The 15,711-nt window shown below is 61.5% G+C and carries 10 protein-coding genes and 1 tRNA gene; 3 read left to right on the top strand and 8 right to left on the bottom strand.

Annotation, left to right across the window (positions count from 1 at the left end; all coding sequences use genetic code 11):
- Positions 1-5 precede the first annotated feature (5 nt).
- Positions 6-875, bottom strand: a complete 870-nt coding sequence (locus GM79_RS22380) for a diacylglycerol/lipid kinase family protein (RefSeq protein WP_035568188.1) — start codon at positions 873-875, stop codon at positions 6-8.
- Between the two features lie 237 nt (positions 876-1,112).
- A complete protein-coding gene (gene gap / locus GM79_RS22375; protein ID WP_035568185.1) occupies positions 1,113-2,120 on the bottom strand; it encodes a type I glyceraldehyde-3-phosphate dehydrogenase in 1,008 nt (335 codons plus the stop codon).
- 314 nt (positions 2,121-2,434) lie between these two features.
- Between gap and GM79_RS22370 the strand changes: the two genes are divergently transcribed.
- A tRNA-Glu gene (locus tag GM79_RS22370) sits at positions 2,435-2,506 on the top strand.
- 295 nt (positions 2,507-2,801) lie between these two features.
- Here the strand turns inward: GM79_RS22370 and GM79_RS22365 are convergent.
- Complete coding sequence (locus tag GM79_RS22365) at positions 2,802-5,531, bottom strand: MGH1-like glycoside hydrolase domain-containing protein (protein ID WP_035568184.1); 2,730 nt, start codon at positions 5,529-5,531, stop codon at positions 2,802-2,804.
- Between the two features lie 100 nt (positions 5,532-5,631).
- Here GM79_RS22365 and GM79_RS22360 point away from each other — a divergent pair, with 100 nt between their 5' ends.
- Positions 5,632-6,081 (top strand): DUF4174 domain-containing protein, encoded by a 450-nt coding sequence (locus tag GM79_RS22360; protein ID WP_161787236.1) that lies wholly within the window; start codon positions 5,632-5,634, stop codon positions 6,079-6,081.
- A 143-nt stretch (positions 6,082-6,224) separates the two neighbouring features.
- Here the strand turns inward: GM79_RS22360 and GM79_RS22355 are convergent, their stop codons facing one another.
- The 5 genes from GM79_RS22355 to galK form a co-directional block, all read right to left on the bottom strand.
- Positions 6,225-8,138 carry a DUF294 nucleotidyltransferase-like domain-containing protein gene (locus GM79_RS22355; RefSeq protein ID WP_035568182.1) on the bottom strand — a complete coding sequence of 638 codons (1,914 nt, stop codon included), beginning with the start codon at positions 8,136-8,138 and terminating at the stop codon, positions 6,225-6,227.
- A 72-nt stretch (positions 8,139-8,210) separates the two neighbouring features.
- Positions 8,211-8,933: a 3'-5' exonuclease gene (locus GM79_RS22350; protein ID WP_035568179.1), complete on the bottom strand. Its 723-nt coding sequence runs from the start codon at positions 8,931-8,933 to the stop codon at positions 8,211-8,213.
- 15 nt (positions 8,934-8,948) lie between these two features.
- Positions 8,949-10,019, bottom strand: a complete 1,071-nt coding sequence (locus GM79_RS22345) for a LacI family DNA-binding transcriptional regulator (protein WP_051719201.1) — start codon at positions 10,017-10,019, stop codon at positions 8,949-8,951.
- A 235-nt stretch (positions 10,020-10,254) separates the two neighbouring features.
- Positions 10,255-11,304 (bottom strand): UDP-glucose--hexose-1-phosphate uridylyltransferase, encoded by a 1,050-nt coding sequence (locus GM79_RS22340; protein WP_035568176.1) that lies wholly within the window; start codon positions 11,302-11,304, stop codon positions 10,255-10,257.
- A 226-nt stretch (positions 11,305-11,530) separates the two neighbouring features.
- On the bottom strand, positions 11,531-12,718 hold the full coding sequence (gene galK / locus GM79_RS22335) for a galactokinase (protein ID WP_035568174.1): 1,188 nt from the start codon (positions 12,716-12,718) through the stop codon (positions 11,531-11,533).
- 393 nt (positions 12,719-13,111) lie between these two features.
- On the opposite strand from galK, the gene GM79_RS22330 reads away from it, so the two are divergent.
- Positions 13,112-15,700 carry a cellulase family glycosylhydrolase gene (locus tag GM79_RS22330; protein ID WP_035568172.1) on the top strand — a complete coding sequence of 863 codons (2,589 nt, stop codon included), beginning with the start codon at positions 13,112-13,114 and terminating at the stop codon, positions 15,698-15,700.
- The last annotated feature ends 11 nt before the right edge of the window (positions 15,701-15,711 follow it).

Here is a 15,711-nt window from a genome sequence, read left to right as displayed (position 1 = left end):
CTCGATTACACGGCCACGGCCAGGGCCAGAGGGAGCAGCTCAATCGTAAATTCGGTGGCGTGCCCCAGGTAGTCGCCATCGACGTGAAAGCCGATAGGGGCCTTCGCCGTTACCCGCCCTCGCGGCACCCGAAAGTACTCGGCCGCTTTGGATTGCGGCAAGTTGCCCAGCGCCATGCCCAGGCTCACCTTAATGGCGCGGCCCACCGGCAGGGCATCAATCAGGCACACGTCGAGCAGGCCGTCGCGTAGGTCGGCCAGTGGGGCAATGTAGGCGTTGTTGCCATATTGCGAGGCATTGGCGAAGGCCAGCACGTAGCAATTAGTTTGGGTAATCTGGCCGTCCAGGTCCACGCGCACGGGCACGGGCTGGAAGTGGCGGTACTCGCGCAGCGTCACGCGCAGGTAGGTGCTCAGGCCGCGCGAGCCGGCTTGGGCAAAGTGCTGGCTCACGTGGGCATCAAACCCCAGCCCGGCGGTGCAAAAAAACGGGTGGTCATTTATTACCCCCACATCCATGCGGCTGAAGGTGGGCGCGGCCAGCTGCTGCAATGCCGCCGGTAGCGCCAACGGCACTTTCAGGTGGCGCGCCAAGCCATTTCCCGAGCCCTGGGGCACAATGCCCAGCGCGGCAGCGGTGCCCAGCAGGCCCCGGCCCACTTCGTTCACGGTACCATCGCCGCCCACAGCGGCCACCACCCGAAAGCCCTCGGCCGCAGCCGTGCGCGCCAATTCCACGGCGTGCCCGGCGTATTCGGTGGGGCGAATTTCGTAGTCGGGTTCCAGCGCGCCGAAGTGCCGGGCAATCAGCGCCGGCATGTCGAGGCGGCGGCTGGGACCGGCCTTGGGATTCAAAATAAAACAGGTTTTGGGCATCACTGATTTACGCTGATTAACCGTGATTCCGAATCGTTGATTTTCACTGATTAACCGTGATTTCGCTGATTCGCAGGTCAGGTTAACGCGAGTTTATTTGTTTACGAATGTTTGGATTTACGGATGGAACAGCCGAAAAAAGAGAAAGCCCACCTTACGGCAGGCTTCCTCACTAGCGCTTTCAATCTAAGTATCTCGCCGTATGAAATCAGCGAAATCATGGCTAATCCGCGAAAATCAGCGATTCATCTGCTCGCCGAGCTTCTGAATCAAATCAGCCGTGCGAGTGGAGTAGCCGGTTTCGTTGTCGTACCAGCCAATAACCTTCACCAGCGTGCCGTTGGCCGAGGTCAGCTCCGAATCGAAGATGCAGCTGTGGGGGTTGCCCACGATGTCGATGCTTACAATCGGGTCGGTGGTGTACTCGATGATGCCTTTCATGGGGCCTTCAGCGGCCGCCTTCAGCACGGCGTTGATTTCCTCCTTGGTGGCTTCCTTTTTGAGGATAACCGTCAAGTCGGTCATCGAGCCGTTTGGAATGGGCACGCGCATGGCGAGGCCGTCGAGCTTGCCCTTGAGGTGGGGCAACACCAGCCCCACGGCCTTAGCGGCGCCGGTGCTGGTGGGGATGATGCTGTAGGCGGCAGCGCGGGCGCGGCGCAGGTCTTTGTGGGGCGCGTCCTGCAGGTTCTGGTCCGAAGTGTAGGCATGCACCGTGGTGATGTAGCCTTTCTCAATGCCAAAGGCATCGTCCAGCACCTTGGCCATGGGGGCCAGGCAGTTGGTGGTGCAGCTGGCGTTGCTGAGAATGGTTTCCGAGCCGGTGAGGATTTCCTCGTTCACACCCAGCACAACGGTTGGGATGTTGCCGGTGGCGGGAGCCGAAATCACTACTTTTTTGGCACCAGCGGTGAGGTGCTGGCCAGCGCCGGCCTCGTCCACGAAGCGGCCGGTGGATTCGAGAACCACGTCAACGCCCATTTTGCCCCAGGGGAGCAGCTTGGGGTCACGCTCGGCCAGGGCAGCGATGCGTACCCCGTTCACGGTGATGCTCTCCTCGTCGTAGGTCACGGTGCCATCGAAACGGCCGTGCACGGAATCATACTTCAGCAGGTGGGCCAACGTCTTGTTGTCGGTCAGGTCGTTGATAGCGACAATTTCCACGTTGTCGCGGCTCAGCAGCGACTTGAAAGTGAGACGGCCAATACGGCCGAAGCCGTTGATGGCGACTTTGATTTTTGCCATAGCAAAACAAGAAAAAAAGGTGACTGACTGCCCCAGTGGTAGCCAGTTGAAACGCGGGGCGAAGATAGTAGGTCCGCGTTGGGGAAGCTAATGCCCGGCCCTTTGTTGAGAGACGTTGTGGTTTCCGGGCAGTTTTCACCGAGCGCCGGCCGCCAGAGCGTGCATCGCCCGGCTATTTTGAGGACAGATTAGACAGCTTGAAAATCTTTCAGCCTGAAAAACAAGGTGGTTTGCTTCTTTGAGCACTTTTTTTTCGCCTTTTCACTTGCACGGAAAGGCGCACGCCGTACCTTTGCATCACCAAAACAAAAAACGGTCCGTTCGTCTAGGGGTTAGGACAGTAGATTTTCATTCTACCAACAGGGGTTCGATTCCCCTACGGACTACAATAAAGCCACCTCCAAAGGGTGGCTTTTTCTTTTTCTAACCTGTCAGCAACGCGGAGTTTAACACCGAAATACCGGGCCGTATTTTACTAGCTGGCACTGGCTTTCAGTTATAATTCAGCGCTACAGCCGAAACGCACTCTTTTCCGCTTGCCGTATTCGGCGGCCTCCAAACGACGCAAGCGCCGCCACTACATCATCACGGACAGAGCAAATTCCGGATTTAGAATTCCGCCGTTTTTGCCCGGCGGAGTTTGGTAAAGCGTGCTGGCGTCGGGCTGCCGTAGCGGTATGCTTACTCCACGCGCCGCACCCGCAGGTAGTCCAGCAGGGCCTGGTTTACGTCGCCGCTCATGTTCTCATTGGCCGGCTCGAAGCTCAAAACCAGCAGGTGGCCGCCCTTTCCCAGACGCGCCAGCACCGGATTCGAGAAGCCCCAGTTCGACCATTCACCCTCGCCGCGCTGGGGCAATACCACGGTACCCAACAGCTCCGGCCCGCGGCGCAGCGTGCGGAGGGCGCACTTGTTATTGGTATTGATGGGCCCGTTGCCGTTGGCGTAGCGGAAATCCAGGGCGTAAAGGCCGGCTTCGGCCACGGTCACGGGAATGGTGAGAGTTGGGTTCTTGGTTTTGGTGATTTCCACGTAGCCCTGACCACTGAAGCCCTTGTAAACCAGCTTCTCTTTGGGCGCTACGGCTTCGAGCTGCACTTGCCGGTTGGTAGTTTCGGCCCCGGTTTCCACAGGTTCGCTAGCGAAGGATTCGAGGCCGGCGGCGGCCACGGCCACCACTTGGTAGGCGGCGAAGGGCCCGGCCGGAATGGCAAACGCGAGGCTGCTGCTAGTGGTGAGCGGGGCCCCGTTTTTCAGTACTTTGTATTCCTTCGCTCCTGCTACCGCAGCCCAGCTCAGAAGGTTATTCGCCAGACTCACTTCCGGGGCCGGGGGCGCAAACGCATTGGCCACGCGGTTTAAGGACTGCATGGCCGGGGCCTTGCTGCTGAGTACGATGCGTACGGCATGGCGACCGCTGAGGCTGGCCGGAATGGCGGCATCCGGCAGCGGCTGGCCATCAAGCGTGATGCTGCTGATTTCGTTGCCGAAGCCTTCCATCGCTATATCGAGCACGGCACGCCGGTACGGGAAGTTGGTGAGGCGGCGGCGGCCCTGAAAAGCCTGCGGCACAAAGGGACGAAACACCAGCCGCTCGGCCTGCCAATCCATCCCAAACAATACCTTATACACAAGACCCAGGCTACCCGACAAGCTCCACAGCATGTTGCTGGAATTGATTTGGGTACCGGCAAAATCCCCGTTGCCAGCCGCGAAATTCTCCTTGTTGGTGAGAAACAGCGCGGCGGGCCGGTAGATGGCGGCCATGCTTTCCAGCACCGCCTGCTCGTTGCCGGCCCGGGCGGCAGCCAGCGTCCAGAAACTTTGCACAAAAGGCCAAACGGCGTCGTTGTGGTAGGCCGGAATTCCCGGAATCTGGGGGTAGATGCAGGGAATACCGAAAGGCACGGTGGGGGTTTTGGCCACCACTTCCCGCGCCCGCTCGCCCTCGGCCACGCCGTAAAGCACGCTCAGGGCCTCGCCCAGCGCCTCGGCTTTGGGCGAGAGCATGAGGGCGGTGCGGCCGTAGCGGTACTGGCCGTAGTAGCCTTTTTCGGGCTGCCAGAGGTGGGTGTTGATGGCGGACTTGATGGCTGCGGCCTGGCGCTGGCCCTCGGCCGCCGCGCCAGGGTCGCCCAGCCTGGCCGCCATCTGGGCCAGCACTACGTTGGCCTGGTAGTGCAGCACATTGGTGCCCAGGTTTTGTGATTGGTAGATGTCGGCCGGCTGCATCCAGCGCGGGTAGGTTTGCTCGCGCCAGTCCAGAAACGACGACTCGCCGCGCACCAGCCCGGTGGCGGGGTCGTAAGCATTCTGGCGGTCGTCGGCCAGGGATTTTTTGATGATGGGATACACCTGCCGCAGCCAGGCCTCGTCGCCGGTTACCTGGTAGATTTCCCAGGCGGCCACGGCCCACACCACGCGGTCGGTCGAAACGGGGTAGGCGCCGCCGGTACCGGTGTCCTGAATGATGCGGCCTTCGGGGCTCACCTTGCGCAGCAGGCTTTTTATGGCCGACCGGGGTTGCAGGGCGGCCTGCGCCAGAATAATGCTGTAGCTGATGTCGCGCGTCCACACGCCGGCCCACTCCTTGCCGGTGCGGAAGGTGCTGTCGGGCTCCACGGCGCGGCGGGCTTCCTCCAGGGCCAGATTGTAGAGCGCATCGGCCAGCGGGTAATCAGAGGAATATTGCGGAAAATCGGCCGTGTTGATGGTTTGTTTCCACTGCTGGGCGGTGGTTTTGGTGGCCGCGGGCTGGTTCAGCACCAGCGTTGCCTCGTAGATGCCGTCGCCGTCGGGGTCCTGCATTTCCAGCTCGGGCCGGTTCACCAAGCTGTCGAAATCCCAGCTCAGCGGGGCCGCGCCGCCAGCTACGTGCACGTGCTTGAAATCCTGCTGGTAAATTTTTTCACCCTTGAAGGTGGTGAAATAGCCCTGCTTTTTGAACGCCGCCAGCACCGCCCGCAAGTCGAGCCGGATTTTCACTGCGGTATTCGGCGCCAGGTACGCGGTAGCCGCCGCCGGCGTGGCATCCTCGTAGCGCTGCCCAAACACAATGGGTGGCGTTTCGAGCGCGGCCCCGCCGGGCCGGGGCACGGCCACGAGCAGGTGGTTCAGGCCCGGCGCCATCTCGTTGTCCTTGCCGTTGAGGCTGAACTTGAACTCGATGCGGGGGCTCTGCGCCTCGTTGGCCGGGCTCTGGTAGTTCGAAACCAGCTCGATGGCCGACAAAGCCCGGGCCTCGTGCGGGCCCTGCACCACCCGGTCGCGGTACAGAGTGTAGGCATCGGATTGCCAAATCGGCGTCATGGCGGCAGCGGTAGTGGTTTCGGCCGTGGGGCGGGCGCTCTGGCAAGCCGTGAGCAGGCCCAGCGTAAGCAGGAAACCGGTGGAAAAAAGGCGGGAATTCATCACGAGCAAGCAAGGAGCGAAAGAGGCGTGGGCCCGCAAAGTACGGCCGCACGAATGTTACCATTAGCACCTCCGATGGCTGGCTGCGTATATGAACCCCATGCCTCAACCTGCCACCCATCGCCCCCGCTTCCGGGCCCCGCTCCTGCTGCTGGGCCTACTGTGGCTGCTCAGCGCCCAAACCCCGAAACCCATGCCCCTGGAACAGACCCTGCGCGCCAGCCGCTGGCAGCACCGCGTGCTCCTGCTGGCCGCCCCCACAGCTGCGCACCCCGATTTCAAAGCCCAAAAAGCCCTGCTGGCCACCCAAAAAGCCGAGTTAGCCGACCGCGATTTTGTAGTGGTGGAAGCGCTCTATGACCAATTATCGGCCGCCGACCTGGCCTTTCTCAAGCAGAAAACCGGGGCCCAGCCGCCGCAGTTTGCCGCCGTGCTCATCGGCAAAGACGGCGGCGTGAAGGAGCGTCGCGCCCGCCCCATTCCGCCCGCCGACCTGTTTGGCACGGTGGATAAAATGCCCATGCGGCGGCAGGAAATGCGCCGGAAATAGTAGCCAAGACGCAAGCCCCAACGGTCATGCTGAGCTTGTCGAAGCATCTCTACCGCACCGTTGAAACTGTCCAACGGTACGGTAGAGATGCTTCGACAAGCTCAGCATGACCGTTTTTATTAATTCAAACAACTGCTCAGCAATTAGCCCAGGCTTTTAGTAAAGCCCACCTTAATCTTGAGCTGGAAATCGGCAATGACCTTGAAGATTTCCTTTAGCGTGACCTGCTCCACTTTAGTCATACTCTTGGGGTCCAGATAGTTATCGGGCGTTGCGTTGTCGTTGATAATCTGGGCAGCCTGCTTTTTCAGGCGCACGCCCATGAGGTAGTAGTAGGACTGCAGCAGCTCCTGCGCCTCGCGCTCCGTGAACACGCCCAGTTCTTTGAGCGCTTCCAGCCGCTCGCCGGTGTTGGTGGCAAAAATGCGGTGCTTGAGGGCGTACATGCGCACCAAATCCACGATGGGCGACATGGTTTTCTTGAGGTTGAAAACCTGTTGCGTACCGTGGGCGAAGGTGCGGATGTTGTTGAAAAACGTGAGCGGCGGCTCGTACTGCAGCGCGTTCACGGCCATGTAGTGGAAAAACCGGTCCACGGGTTTCTGCAGCTCTACGGCCAGGAAGTCGTGCAGCTCGTCCATGATGGTGGGGTCACCGTAGAGGTAGCGGCAGTCGAAGGACGCGGCGAACTGCATGCCGGTTTCGGGGTTCGAATCGGTCATCCACTGCACGTAGTTGCGCTTCCAGTGCGAGAGCGAGTGCGTCCATTTCGGGTTTTTGGCCATGAAGCCGCCCTCGCAGTAGCTGAACCCAATTTCGTGGAGGCGGTCCGACACGATTTCTGCGAAGCGCAGGAAGTAGGCGCGCACCAGCTCGCGCTGCTCGTTGGCCTTGTCTTCGTAAATAATGGCGTTGTCCTGGTCCGTGAGCAGGGTTTGCTCCTTGCGGCCCTCGCTGCCCAGCACCATGTACACGAACTTGGCCGGCGGCGGGCCCAGCTCGCCTATCGTGTCCTCAATCACGCGCAGGGCAATGGTATCGGACACGGTGGTGATGACCTGGTTCACGATTTCGGGCTTCACGCCGCGGTTTAGCAGCTGGTACACCATTTCCGGCACCTGTTCCCAGCGGCGCTTCAGCTCGGGCACGGCCTGGGCCTGCTTCACGGATTGGATGAAGATGAACGGCGACTGCGCCTGGTCGTCGGTCAGCAGCTTGTTGCGGCTTAGCATGCCCACGTACTCGCCGTCGGTTTCCACGAGCAAATAGCGGGTTTTAGTTCTGAACATCAGCAGAATGGCCTCGTACACAAAGGCCCGCGAGCTGATGCTGACCACCGGCGCGTCCACGATGGTTTCGACCGGCAGCCGGGCATCCACCAGGCCGGCCACTACCTTGTCGCGCAGCGTGATGTCGGTGACGTAGCCGATGATGTGGCCGTTTTCGTCGGCATTGGTGATGAAGTAGCAGCTGGTGCGGGCGGCGGCCATGCGCCGGGCTACTTCGTGAATGGGCGTGTAGGCCGCGCACAGCACCACGGGCCGCATCTCAAGGGTTTCGAGGCGCCGCGAAAACAACTGGTCCGACGCCAAATAGCTGGAGCCGGCGCCGGTGGCGGGCCGCACAAAGTGGGCGTATTCCTCGTTCAGCATGCGCTGCCCGTAGCGCGCCGTGAAGAAGTGAAAGAAGCTTTCGTAGCCCTGGCACAGGGCCAGAAAATCGCGGCGGTGCAGGAAATACACGCGGGTATCGCGCCGGGCCAGCACCGTACGGAGGGACTTTTTCTTGTTCAGCAGCAACGAAATCCCGCCGTAGCAGTCGCCCCGGCGGCTGTGCTCCACCACGCGGCGGTGCTGCTGGCTGTCGTAGAAAAAAGTCTCGTATTCACCCTCCACAATGATGTCGAGGCCGCGCAGCTTGGTGGTATCCTGGTGGTAAATGATGTGCTCACGGGGGTGATGCACTTCCTGCAGGCCCTCGGCTACTTCGGCCAGCACGTCTTCGGGCAGCCGGTCGAAGGGCTTCACGGTGCGGAGGAAATCGAGTTTTTCGGACATGGGATTTATAATTGTCAAAGCCCGTCATGCTCAGCATGACGGACTAGTTTGTGGTTTTTTTCTGCTTTCCCTTCATCCAATCAAGAAAAAAGCCAGCAAAACCAACGCTAAGCCAGTGATGAGCAGCCACGCCCCCACCCCCACCTTGATTCGTCGTTTACGCAACTTAGAACCACTGGTGTTTTGCAGTCCCACAGGTCCTTGCAGGGCCACGGTTTCGGGGGTGATGGTGCCCTGACGGCGCAGCTCGAAAAAGCAGCGGGCAGTGGCGTAGGCATCGGCCAGGGCGTCGTGCTCCTGGGGCTGGGGCTCGTGAAAAAGGCGCTGGTACAGCTCGGTCAGGCGCAGGAAGCTTTGGTTGGAATGGCGCACCAGCGGCCCGGTGGCGCGCATGGTGCAGAACAGCGGCAAGTGTTCCAAAGGGTTTTGCAGGCCGGCGCGGTAAAACCCCACGCCCACCATGTGGAAATCGAGCTGCATAAAATGCGCCACCACCAGCGGGTGGTATTGCAGCAAGTCGCGGTGCAGGCGCTGCATCACGGCGTGGCGGGGCTTGCCGTGCTGCCGCAAAAAACCAAGTGTGAGCCCGTGCACGCTGCCCGAAGCGGGATTGATGTCGTAATCGCTGGGCTGGATGTAGTGGTTTTCGGCCTTCACTTCCTGCCCGTCTTTGGTATAAACCACCCAGGCCAGCTGCGCGATGTGCGGCCAGTTTTCGCGGCTGGAATACGGCTTGGCCCAGTCCTGCGGAATGCCCGACGTTTCGGTATCGACGAATAGCAGGTACTCTCTCACGGGGCGGGTATTAGCTCAGCGGCTGGGGGTTAGGGTTGGTACGGGCGGTGCCACCGGTTCGCCTGCTCCCCGGCGCGACGACTCCCGGACTATCAGCCGCGGCTGCAGCACGACTTTGCGGGGCGTGGGCGGGGTGCTGCGCTCCTGCACCATTTCCAGGAGCAGGCGCACGGCGGCGCCGCCCATTTCCTCGCAGTGCTGGTCTACGGAAGTGAGCATGGGCTCGGTGAGGGAAGCGAAGGTTTCGTTGCTGAAGCCGACCAGCGCGATATCCTGGGGAATGCGCAGCCGGTGCTGCTTGAGCACCTGCAGGGCCCCCACGGCCGAAAAGTCGCTGGCCGAAAACACCGCGTCCGGGCGCTGGGGCAGCTCCAGCAGCTGGCTCATGCCCCGCATGCCGTCTTCCAGCGTCATATCGCCGAATACCACCAGCTCCTTTTCGAAGGGAATCTCGTGGTCGTGCAGCGCCTGGCAGTAGCCGGCGTAGCGGTTTTTGTAGATATTGAGGTGCTGCGGCCCGCCAAAATGGGCGATGCGCCGACAGCCCTGGTCCAGCAGGTGCTTCACCGACTGGTAGCCGCCCTGGTAATCGTCCAGTACCACGGCACTCACATCGACGCCATCCAGAATACGGTCGAAAAAAACCAGCGGAGTCCCGCGTGCGCGTACTTTCTCAAAGTGCCCAAAGTCGCGCGTGGTGCGGGCCAACGACACCAGAATACCATCGACCTGAGCGTTGATGAGCGTTTCGATGTTCTTCTGCTCGTGCACGTAGTCTTCGTTCGACTGGCAGAGCATCACGTTGTAGCCCGCCCGGTTGGCCACGGCTTCCACCCCTTTTATCACCAGCGCAAAAAAGTGGCCGTCGATGTGCGGCACAATCACGCCCAGCGTGTTGCTACGGCCCTTGCGCAGGGCCGCCGCCAAGTGGTTGGGCTGGTAGTTAAGCTCCTCGGCCAGCTTCCACACCCGCTTGCGCGTGGCTTCGCTGATGCGGGAATGGCTGCTCAATGCCCGCGAAACCGTAGAAACGGCTAGGTTCAACTCCCTGGCAATGTCCGAAATAGAAGCGCGTTTTGCAGCCAAGGCGTTGGGGATGAAAGGACGGGTTGGAGCCGCAAAAGTACCGGCCGGCAAACTCCCCTCCTTTTTTAAGGAGGGGATGTTTGAGCCAACGGCTCAAACGGGAGTGGTTGCGGCCGTTGGGTAACTACTGAAAACCTTGCTGCCCGACCATTCAGACGTTATTCAACGGACGCAACCACCCCAATTTTCACTGCGTGAAAATGTCCCCTCCTTAAAAAAGGAGTGAGGTTTTTGTTTACTCGGCTTCCTTGTAGTGCGTTTCCGACACTTCGCGCAGACGGCCGGCGCTGAACTCGGGCGTGATGTCGCGTTGCGGGTCGCCCAGCAGCTCGTAACCCACCATGAACTTGCGCACCGTGGCCGAGCGCAGCAGCGGCGGGTAGAAGTGCATATGCAAGTGCCACTCAGGGTGCGCCTGGCCGTCGGTGGGGCGCTGGTGCAGGCCCGAAGAGTACGGAAAGGAGATGTTGAACAGGTTGTCGTAGCGAATGGTGAGGCGGCGGAGGGCATCGGCCAGGGCGTCACGCTCGTCGTCGGTGAGTTGGGTAAGGTCCTGCACCGGGCGGCGCGATACCAGCAGCGTTTCGAAGGGCCACACGGCCCAGAAGGGCACGAGCACCACAAAATACTCGTTTTCGAGCACCACCCGCTCTTTTTTCTCCAGCTCCAGGGCCAGGTAGTCGGTCAGCAGCGTGCGGCCGTGCTCCTGGAAGTAGGCCAGCTGCTGCCCGCCTTCCTTGGCGGGCTCGCCGGGCACGGTGCGCTGGGCCCAAATCTGGCCGTGCGGGTGCGGGTTCGAGCAGCCCATCATCGGGCCTTTGTTCTCAAAAATCTGCACGTAGTTGATATCGGGACGGGCGCCGAGGGCCTGATATTCTGCCGCCCACAAATCCACCACCTTGCGAATGGCCGGCACCGTCATCTGGGGCAGGGTCAGGTCGTGCTGCGGCGAGAAGCAGATGACGCGGCAGATGCCCGATTCCGCCTCGGCCCGCAGCAGCCCGCCCTCGTTGATGCCCCCGGTGGGCACATCGGCTTGCAGCGCCCCAAAGTCGTTGTTGAACACGAATGTGGACTCGTACGCGGGGTTCACCTCGCCGCCCACGCGGGTGTTGCCGGGGCAGAGGTAGCAGGCAGGGTCGTAGGCGGGGCGGTTGTCCTGCTCGGTTTCTTCCTCCTGGCCCTGCCAGGGGCGCTTAGACCGATGTGGCGATACCAGCACCCATTCGCCCGAAAGCGGATTGAAACGACGGTGCGGGTGTTCAGTAGAATCGAAGGAAGCCATGAGAATTCAGTTATCAGTGAGCAGTTGAAGGCAAGCGGCAGTAATGACAGCGAAGTAAGGGTACTGAAGCAGCAGTTTGTTTTCTACAGGACTCTTACGCAGCCAGGCGCTGGCGCGCGGGGTTGACGCGACCAGACGGTGCGAACGGTGGCGTTCGGAAAAGCCAAGCCAGGAAGCCACGCCTCAGAGACGCGCGCTAGCGGCTGGCGCGTAGGTCCTGTTTCTATTAACTGTTAACGATTAACTGCTTACTCCCAACCAGCCCCACGCCGTCCACGATGGTGGTCTGGTAGGTTTCAAGTGCCAGCCCGAACTTCGCTTTATACGCCGCGCTCACGCTGGCAATGAATTCCTCCACCCGCGCCGGCGCCACCAGATTGATGGTGCAGCCGCCGAAGCCGCCCCCCATCATGCGGGCGCCGAACACACCGGGGACGGCCCGGGCAGCTTCCACCAAGGCGTCGAGCTCGGCGCAGCTCACTTCGTAGTCGTCGCGCAGGCCGGCGTGCGAGGCGTACATCTCTTGGCCAAAAGCGGCCAGGTTGCCGGCTTCGAGGTGGCGGCAGGCGGCTTCCACACGCCCATTTTCCCTCACTATATACGCGCAGCGGCGGAACACCACATCGCCCAGCTCGGCGTGGTGGGCTTCGAGCTGCGCCAAGGTGGCATCGCGCAGGCTTTGCACGGCGGGGAAATACTGCCGCAATACCGCTACGCCGCGCTCGCACTCCTGGCGGCGGGTGTTATATTCGGAGCTGGCCAGGCTGTGCTTCACGCCCGAGTTGCAGAGCACAATGCGGCTGGCCGTGGTGTCGAAGGGGAAGTATTCGTAGTCGAGGGTGCGGCAGTCGAGGCGCACCACCTGGCCCGTACGCCCAAACAGGCTGGCAAACTGGTCCATGATGCCGCAATGGACGCCGGCGTAGGTGTGTTCGGCTTTTTGGGCGGCCTGGGCCAACGCCATTTTATCGAGGCCCGCGCCCAGCAGGTGGTTGAGGGCGAAGGCGAGCCCGCATTCCAGCGCGGCCGACGACGACATGCCCGAGCCCAGCGGCACGTTGCCGCCAAACACGCAGTCAAACCCCTGAATTACGATGCCCCGCTGTTGCAGCTGGGCCACCACTCCCAGCAGGTAATTAGCCCAATGCGCGGCGCTGGGGCACACTTCGGCCGGACTGGCCAACTCAAACGCCTCGTTCAGGTCGTAGGCGACGAGTCGAATTGCTGTGCCGCCGTTCAGGCCCACCGCAAACAGCATTTCCTTATCGACGGCGGCCGGCAGCACAAAACCACCGTTGTAGTCGGTGTGCTCCCCAATCAGGTTCACGCGGCCGGGCGCCCGCACCAGCAGGGGCTCGTAGCCAAAGCGCAGCAGGAAATCGGACTGAACGGCGTGCAAAAGGGAGGCGGACATGGGCGGAAGTGCTGATTTGGACAGGAATAAGGCGGGAAGAGCCCCTAAAAGAGGGGAGAAGACTGGATTCGAAATACCAGCCTACTCCAGTTGACACCGGAAAAGTAGTGACTAACTTCAAGAGTTGTGCAAACGTTTGCCATTTAATTTACCTGCCTTACTTTCGAGGCATTGAATTTTACTTTGCCGTTCGGCTGGTCACAAAGTGAAGTTGCAGCCTATTCACAGGGGTGAATTTGGCCACCGCTTCCATGCTGAGTCTACTCGTCAAATTACAAAACCCTGGTTCTTCGATTCATTTCTCCCTTACTAACTGCCATTTCCGCTTTGCCCCTACCCCAAACATTCGCTGTCGCCTACGTTGCTGGTCGGTGGCGTCTTCTTGCCTTGCTTATGCTCACTCGCTGTAAATCTTTGCTGCTTCTTGCTCTTTTATATCATTCGATTGTGTTCACGCCGGCCGTGGCTCAGTCTGTGCGCAAGGAGCCGAGCGGGGACGTATTCGTGGATAAGAAAGGGGTGTTGCGCTGGCAGTGGGGCAAGCAGGAAGTGGCCCTGTTTGGGGTGAACTACACCACCCCGTTTGCCCATGCCTACCGCGCCCACCAACGCCTGGGCGTAGACCATGAGCAAGCCATCCGACAGGACGTGTACCATCTCTCACGCCTGGGCATCGACGCGTTTCGGGTGCACGTCTGGGACGTTGAAATCACGGATACCATAGGCAACCTGCAGGAAAACGAGCACCTGAAGCTGCTGGATTTCCTAGTGAACGAGCTCAAACAGCGCGGCATCAAAATCATCCTCACGCCCATTGCCTACTGGAACAACGGCTACCCGGAGCAGGACAGCGGCACCGGCTTTTCCAGCATCTATTCCAAAACCCAGGCCTATACCAACCCGCGCGCCATTGCGGCCCAGGAGCGCTACCTCACGCAGTTCCTCAACCACCGCAACCCCTACACCAAGCAGCTCAACCGCGAAGACCCGGACATCATTGCCTACGAGGTGTGCAACGAGCCCAGGTACGGCCGGTCCGAAGCCCCCATTACCGCTTTTGCCGACCGCATGGCGGCGGCCATTCGGGCCACGGGCTGCCGCAAGCCAGTGTTTTATAACGTGTCGGAAAACCCCGATGTGTACGAGGCCGTGCTCAACGCCAAGGTCGACGGCCTCACCTACCAGTGGTACCCGCAGGGGCTGGTGAGCGGGCACACGCTACAGGGTAATTTCCTGCCCTACGTGGACCAGTACCCCATTCCCTACCGCCAGGACCCACGCTTCACGACGCGGGCAAAAATGGTGTATGAGTTTGAGTCGGCCGACATTATCCAACCAATAATGTACCCGTTTATGGCGCGCAGCTTCCGCGAGGCGGGGTTTCAGTGGGCCACGCAGTTTGCCTACGACCCGCTGGCCATGGCCGCCACCAACACCGAGTACCAGACCCACTACCTTAACCTGGCCTACACGCCGGCCAAGGCCATCAGCCTGCTCATTGCCGGCCAGGTTTTCCGCGCTGTGAAGCGCGGGCAGTCGTTCGGCCGCTACCCGCAGGACTCGGTGTTTGGCAATTTCCGCGTCAGCTACCGGCAGCAGCTGAGCGAGCTGAACTCGCCGGAGGAATTCTACTACACCGCCTCGACCACCACGGCCCCGAAGCAGCCGGCTAAACTGCAGCGCCTGGCCGGCGTGGGCTCGTCCTCGGTGGTGAACTACGGCGGCACCGGCGCGTATTTTCTGGACAAGCTCGCGCCCGGCGTGTGGCGCCTGGAGGTGATGCCCGACGCCGTGCCCATCCGCGACCCGTTCGAAAAGGCATCGCCGAGCAAGCCCGTAACCCAGATTTTGTGGAATGAGCAGCCGCTGCGGGTTTCGCTGAATGACCTGGGCCCCGGCTTTTCCATTAAAGGGCTGAATGCGGGCAACACCGCGCAGGCGCAGGCCACCGAGGCGCGCACCACCGTGCGGCCCGGCGTGTACCTGCTGGCCGCCGCGGGCAAATCGACGGCGGCCTTCACCGGGCAGTCGGCTTACCGCCACATCCGGCTGGGCGAATTTGTGGTCCCGGCGCCTACGGCACTGGGCCCGCAGGTGCGGCACACGCCGCCGGCCCAGGCCGTGGCGGGCCAGCCGTTGCGCATTGCGGCCACCCTCACCGGCCTCGCTCCCGGCGACAGCGTGTTTCTGGTGGCCCAGCACTACTATGGCCGCACCCGCACCCTGCCCATGAGCACCACTACCTACGCCACGGTAGCGGCCACCGTGCCCGCCGAGCTGCTTTACCCCGGCGAGCTGCGCTATTGGCTGGTGCTGCGCAAGGGCGGCCAGTCGCTCACGTTTCCCGGCGGCTTCGGCGGCGAGCCCCGCGACTGGGACTACGCCCACGCCGAGCATTTTGCCGTGCCCATCGTGGCGGCCGGCACGCCGCTGCCCTTGTTCCGGGCCCACCTCGACCAAGAGCGCATCGAAGCGCGGGGCATCTCCCCGACGGCCTGGACGGATTACGTAACGATGCCCAGCGGCACCCTGGCGCTGCGCCTGGTGCAGGGCCCGCCCCGCAACGGCCAAAGCCCGGCCCCCGGCCCCGCCGCCACCCTGCGCGCCTACTTCGGCGACCGGCTGGCCAGTCGCCAGTCCGATATGGCTGGCTTTACGGCCGTAGTGGTGCGGGCCCGCAGCAGCCAGCCCGGCGCCCAGGCCAAGGTGACGCTGATGACCCGAGACGCCGTGGCCTACTCCGCGTCGCTGCCGCTGAGCACTGATTTGCAGGACATTCGCATTCCCCTCAGCGCCTTCCAGCCCGACGCGCTGCTGCTGGTGCCCCGGCCCTACCCCAGCTTTTTGCCCCTGCAATACGAGTCGGGCAGCCGGGTTCCTTTGAAGCTCGCGGAGGCCGAAGTGCTGCAGGTAATGTGGGAGGCGACGGCCGTTGCCGGCAGCCCGACGAGCGTAGATATTGAGTCGGTTTTTCTGCAATAAATCCAGGGCCA

The sequence above is a fragment of the Hymenobacter sp. IS2118 genome (genome assembly GCF_000715495.1).
In the GTDB taxonomy this organism is placed as follows: domain Bacteria; phylum Bacteroidota; class Bacteroidia; order Cytophagales; family Hymenobacteraceae; genus Hymenobacter.
The sequence above is the reverse complement of the archived record's forward strand: the minus strand, read 5'-3'. Positions and strand labels throughout refer to the sequence as shown.

What these genes read in the sequence shown, in the direction of transcription:
- GM79_RS22360 (WP_161787236.1), top strand. Translation starts at nt 5,632, where the DNA reads ATGCCTCAACCTGCCACCCATCGCCCCCGCTTCCGGGCCCCGCTCCTG.
- GM79_RS22340 (WP_035568176.1), bottom strand. Translation starts at nt 11,304, where the DNA reads ATGGCTTCCTTCGATTCTACTGAACACCCGCACCGTCGTTTCAATCCG.
- gap (WP_035568185.1), bottom strand. Translation starts at nt 2,120, where the DNA reads ATGGCAAAAATCAAAGTCGCCATCAACGGCTTCGGCCGTATTGGCCGT.
- GM79_RS22365 (WP_035568184.1), bottom strand. Translation starts at nt 5,531, where the DNA reads ATGAATTCCCGCCTTTTTTCCACCGGTTTCCTGCTTACGCTGGGCCTG.
- galK (WP_035568174.1), bottom strand. Translation starts at nt 12,718, where the DNA reads ATGTCCGCCTCCCTTTTGCACGCCGTTCAGTCCGATTTCCTGCTGCGC.
- GM79_RS22355 (WP_035568182.1), bottom strand. Translation starts at nt 8,138, where the DNA reads ATGTCCGAAAAACTCGATTTCCTCCGCACCGTGAAGCCCTTCGACCGG.
- GM79_RS22380 (WP_035568188.1), bottom strand. Translation starts at nt 875, where the DNA reads ATGCCCAAAACCTGTTTTATTTTGAATCCCAAGGCCGGTCCCAGCCGC.
- GM79_RS22330 (WP_035568172.1), top strand. Translation starts at nt 13,112, where the DNA reads ATGCTCACTCGCTGTAAATCTTTGCTGCTTCTTGCTCTTTTATATCAT.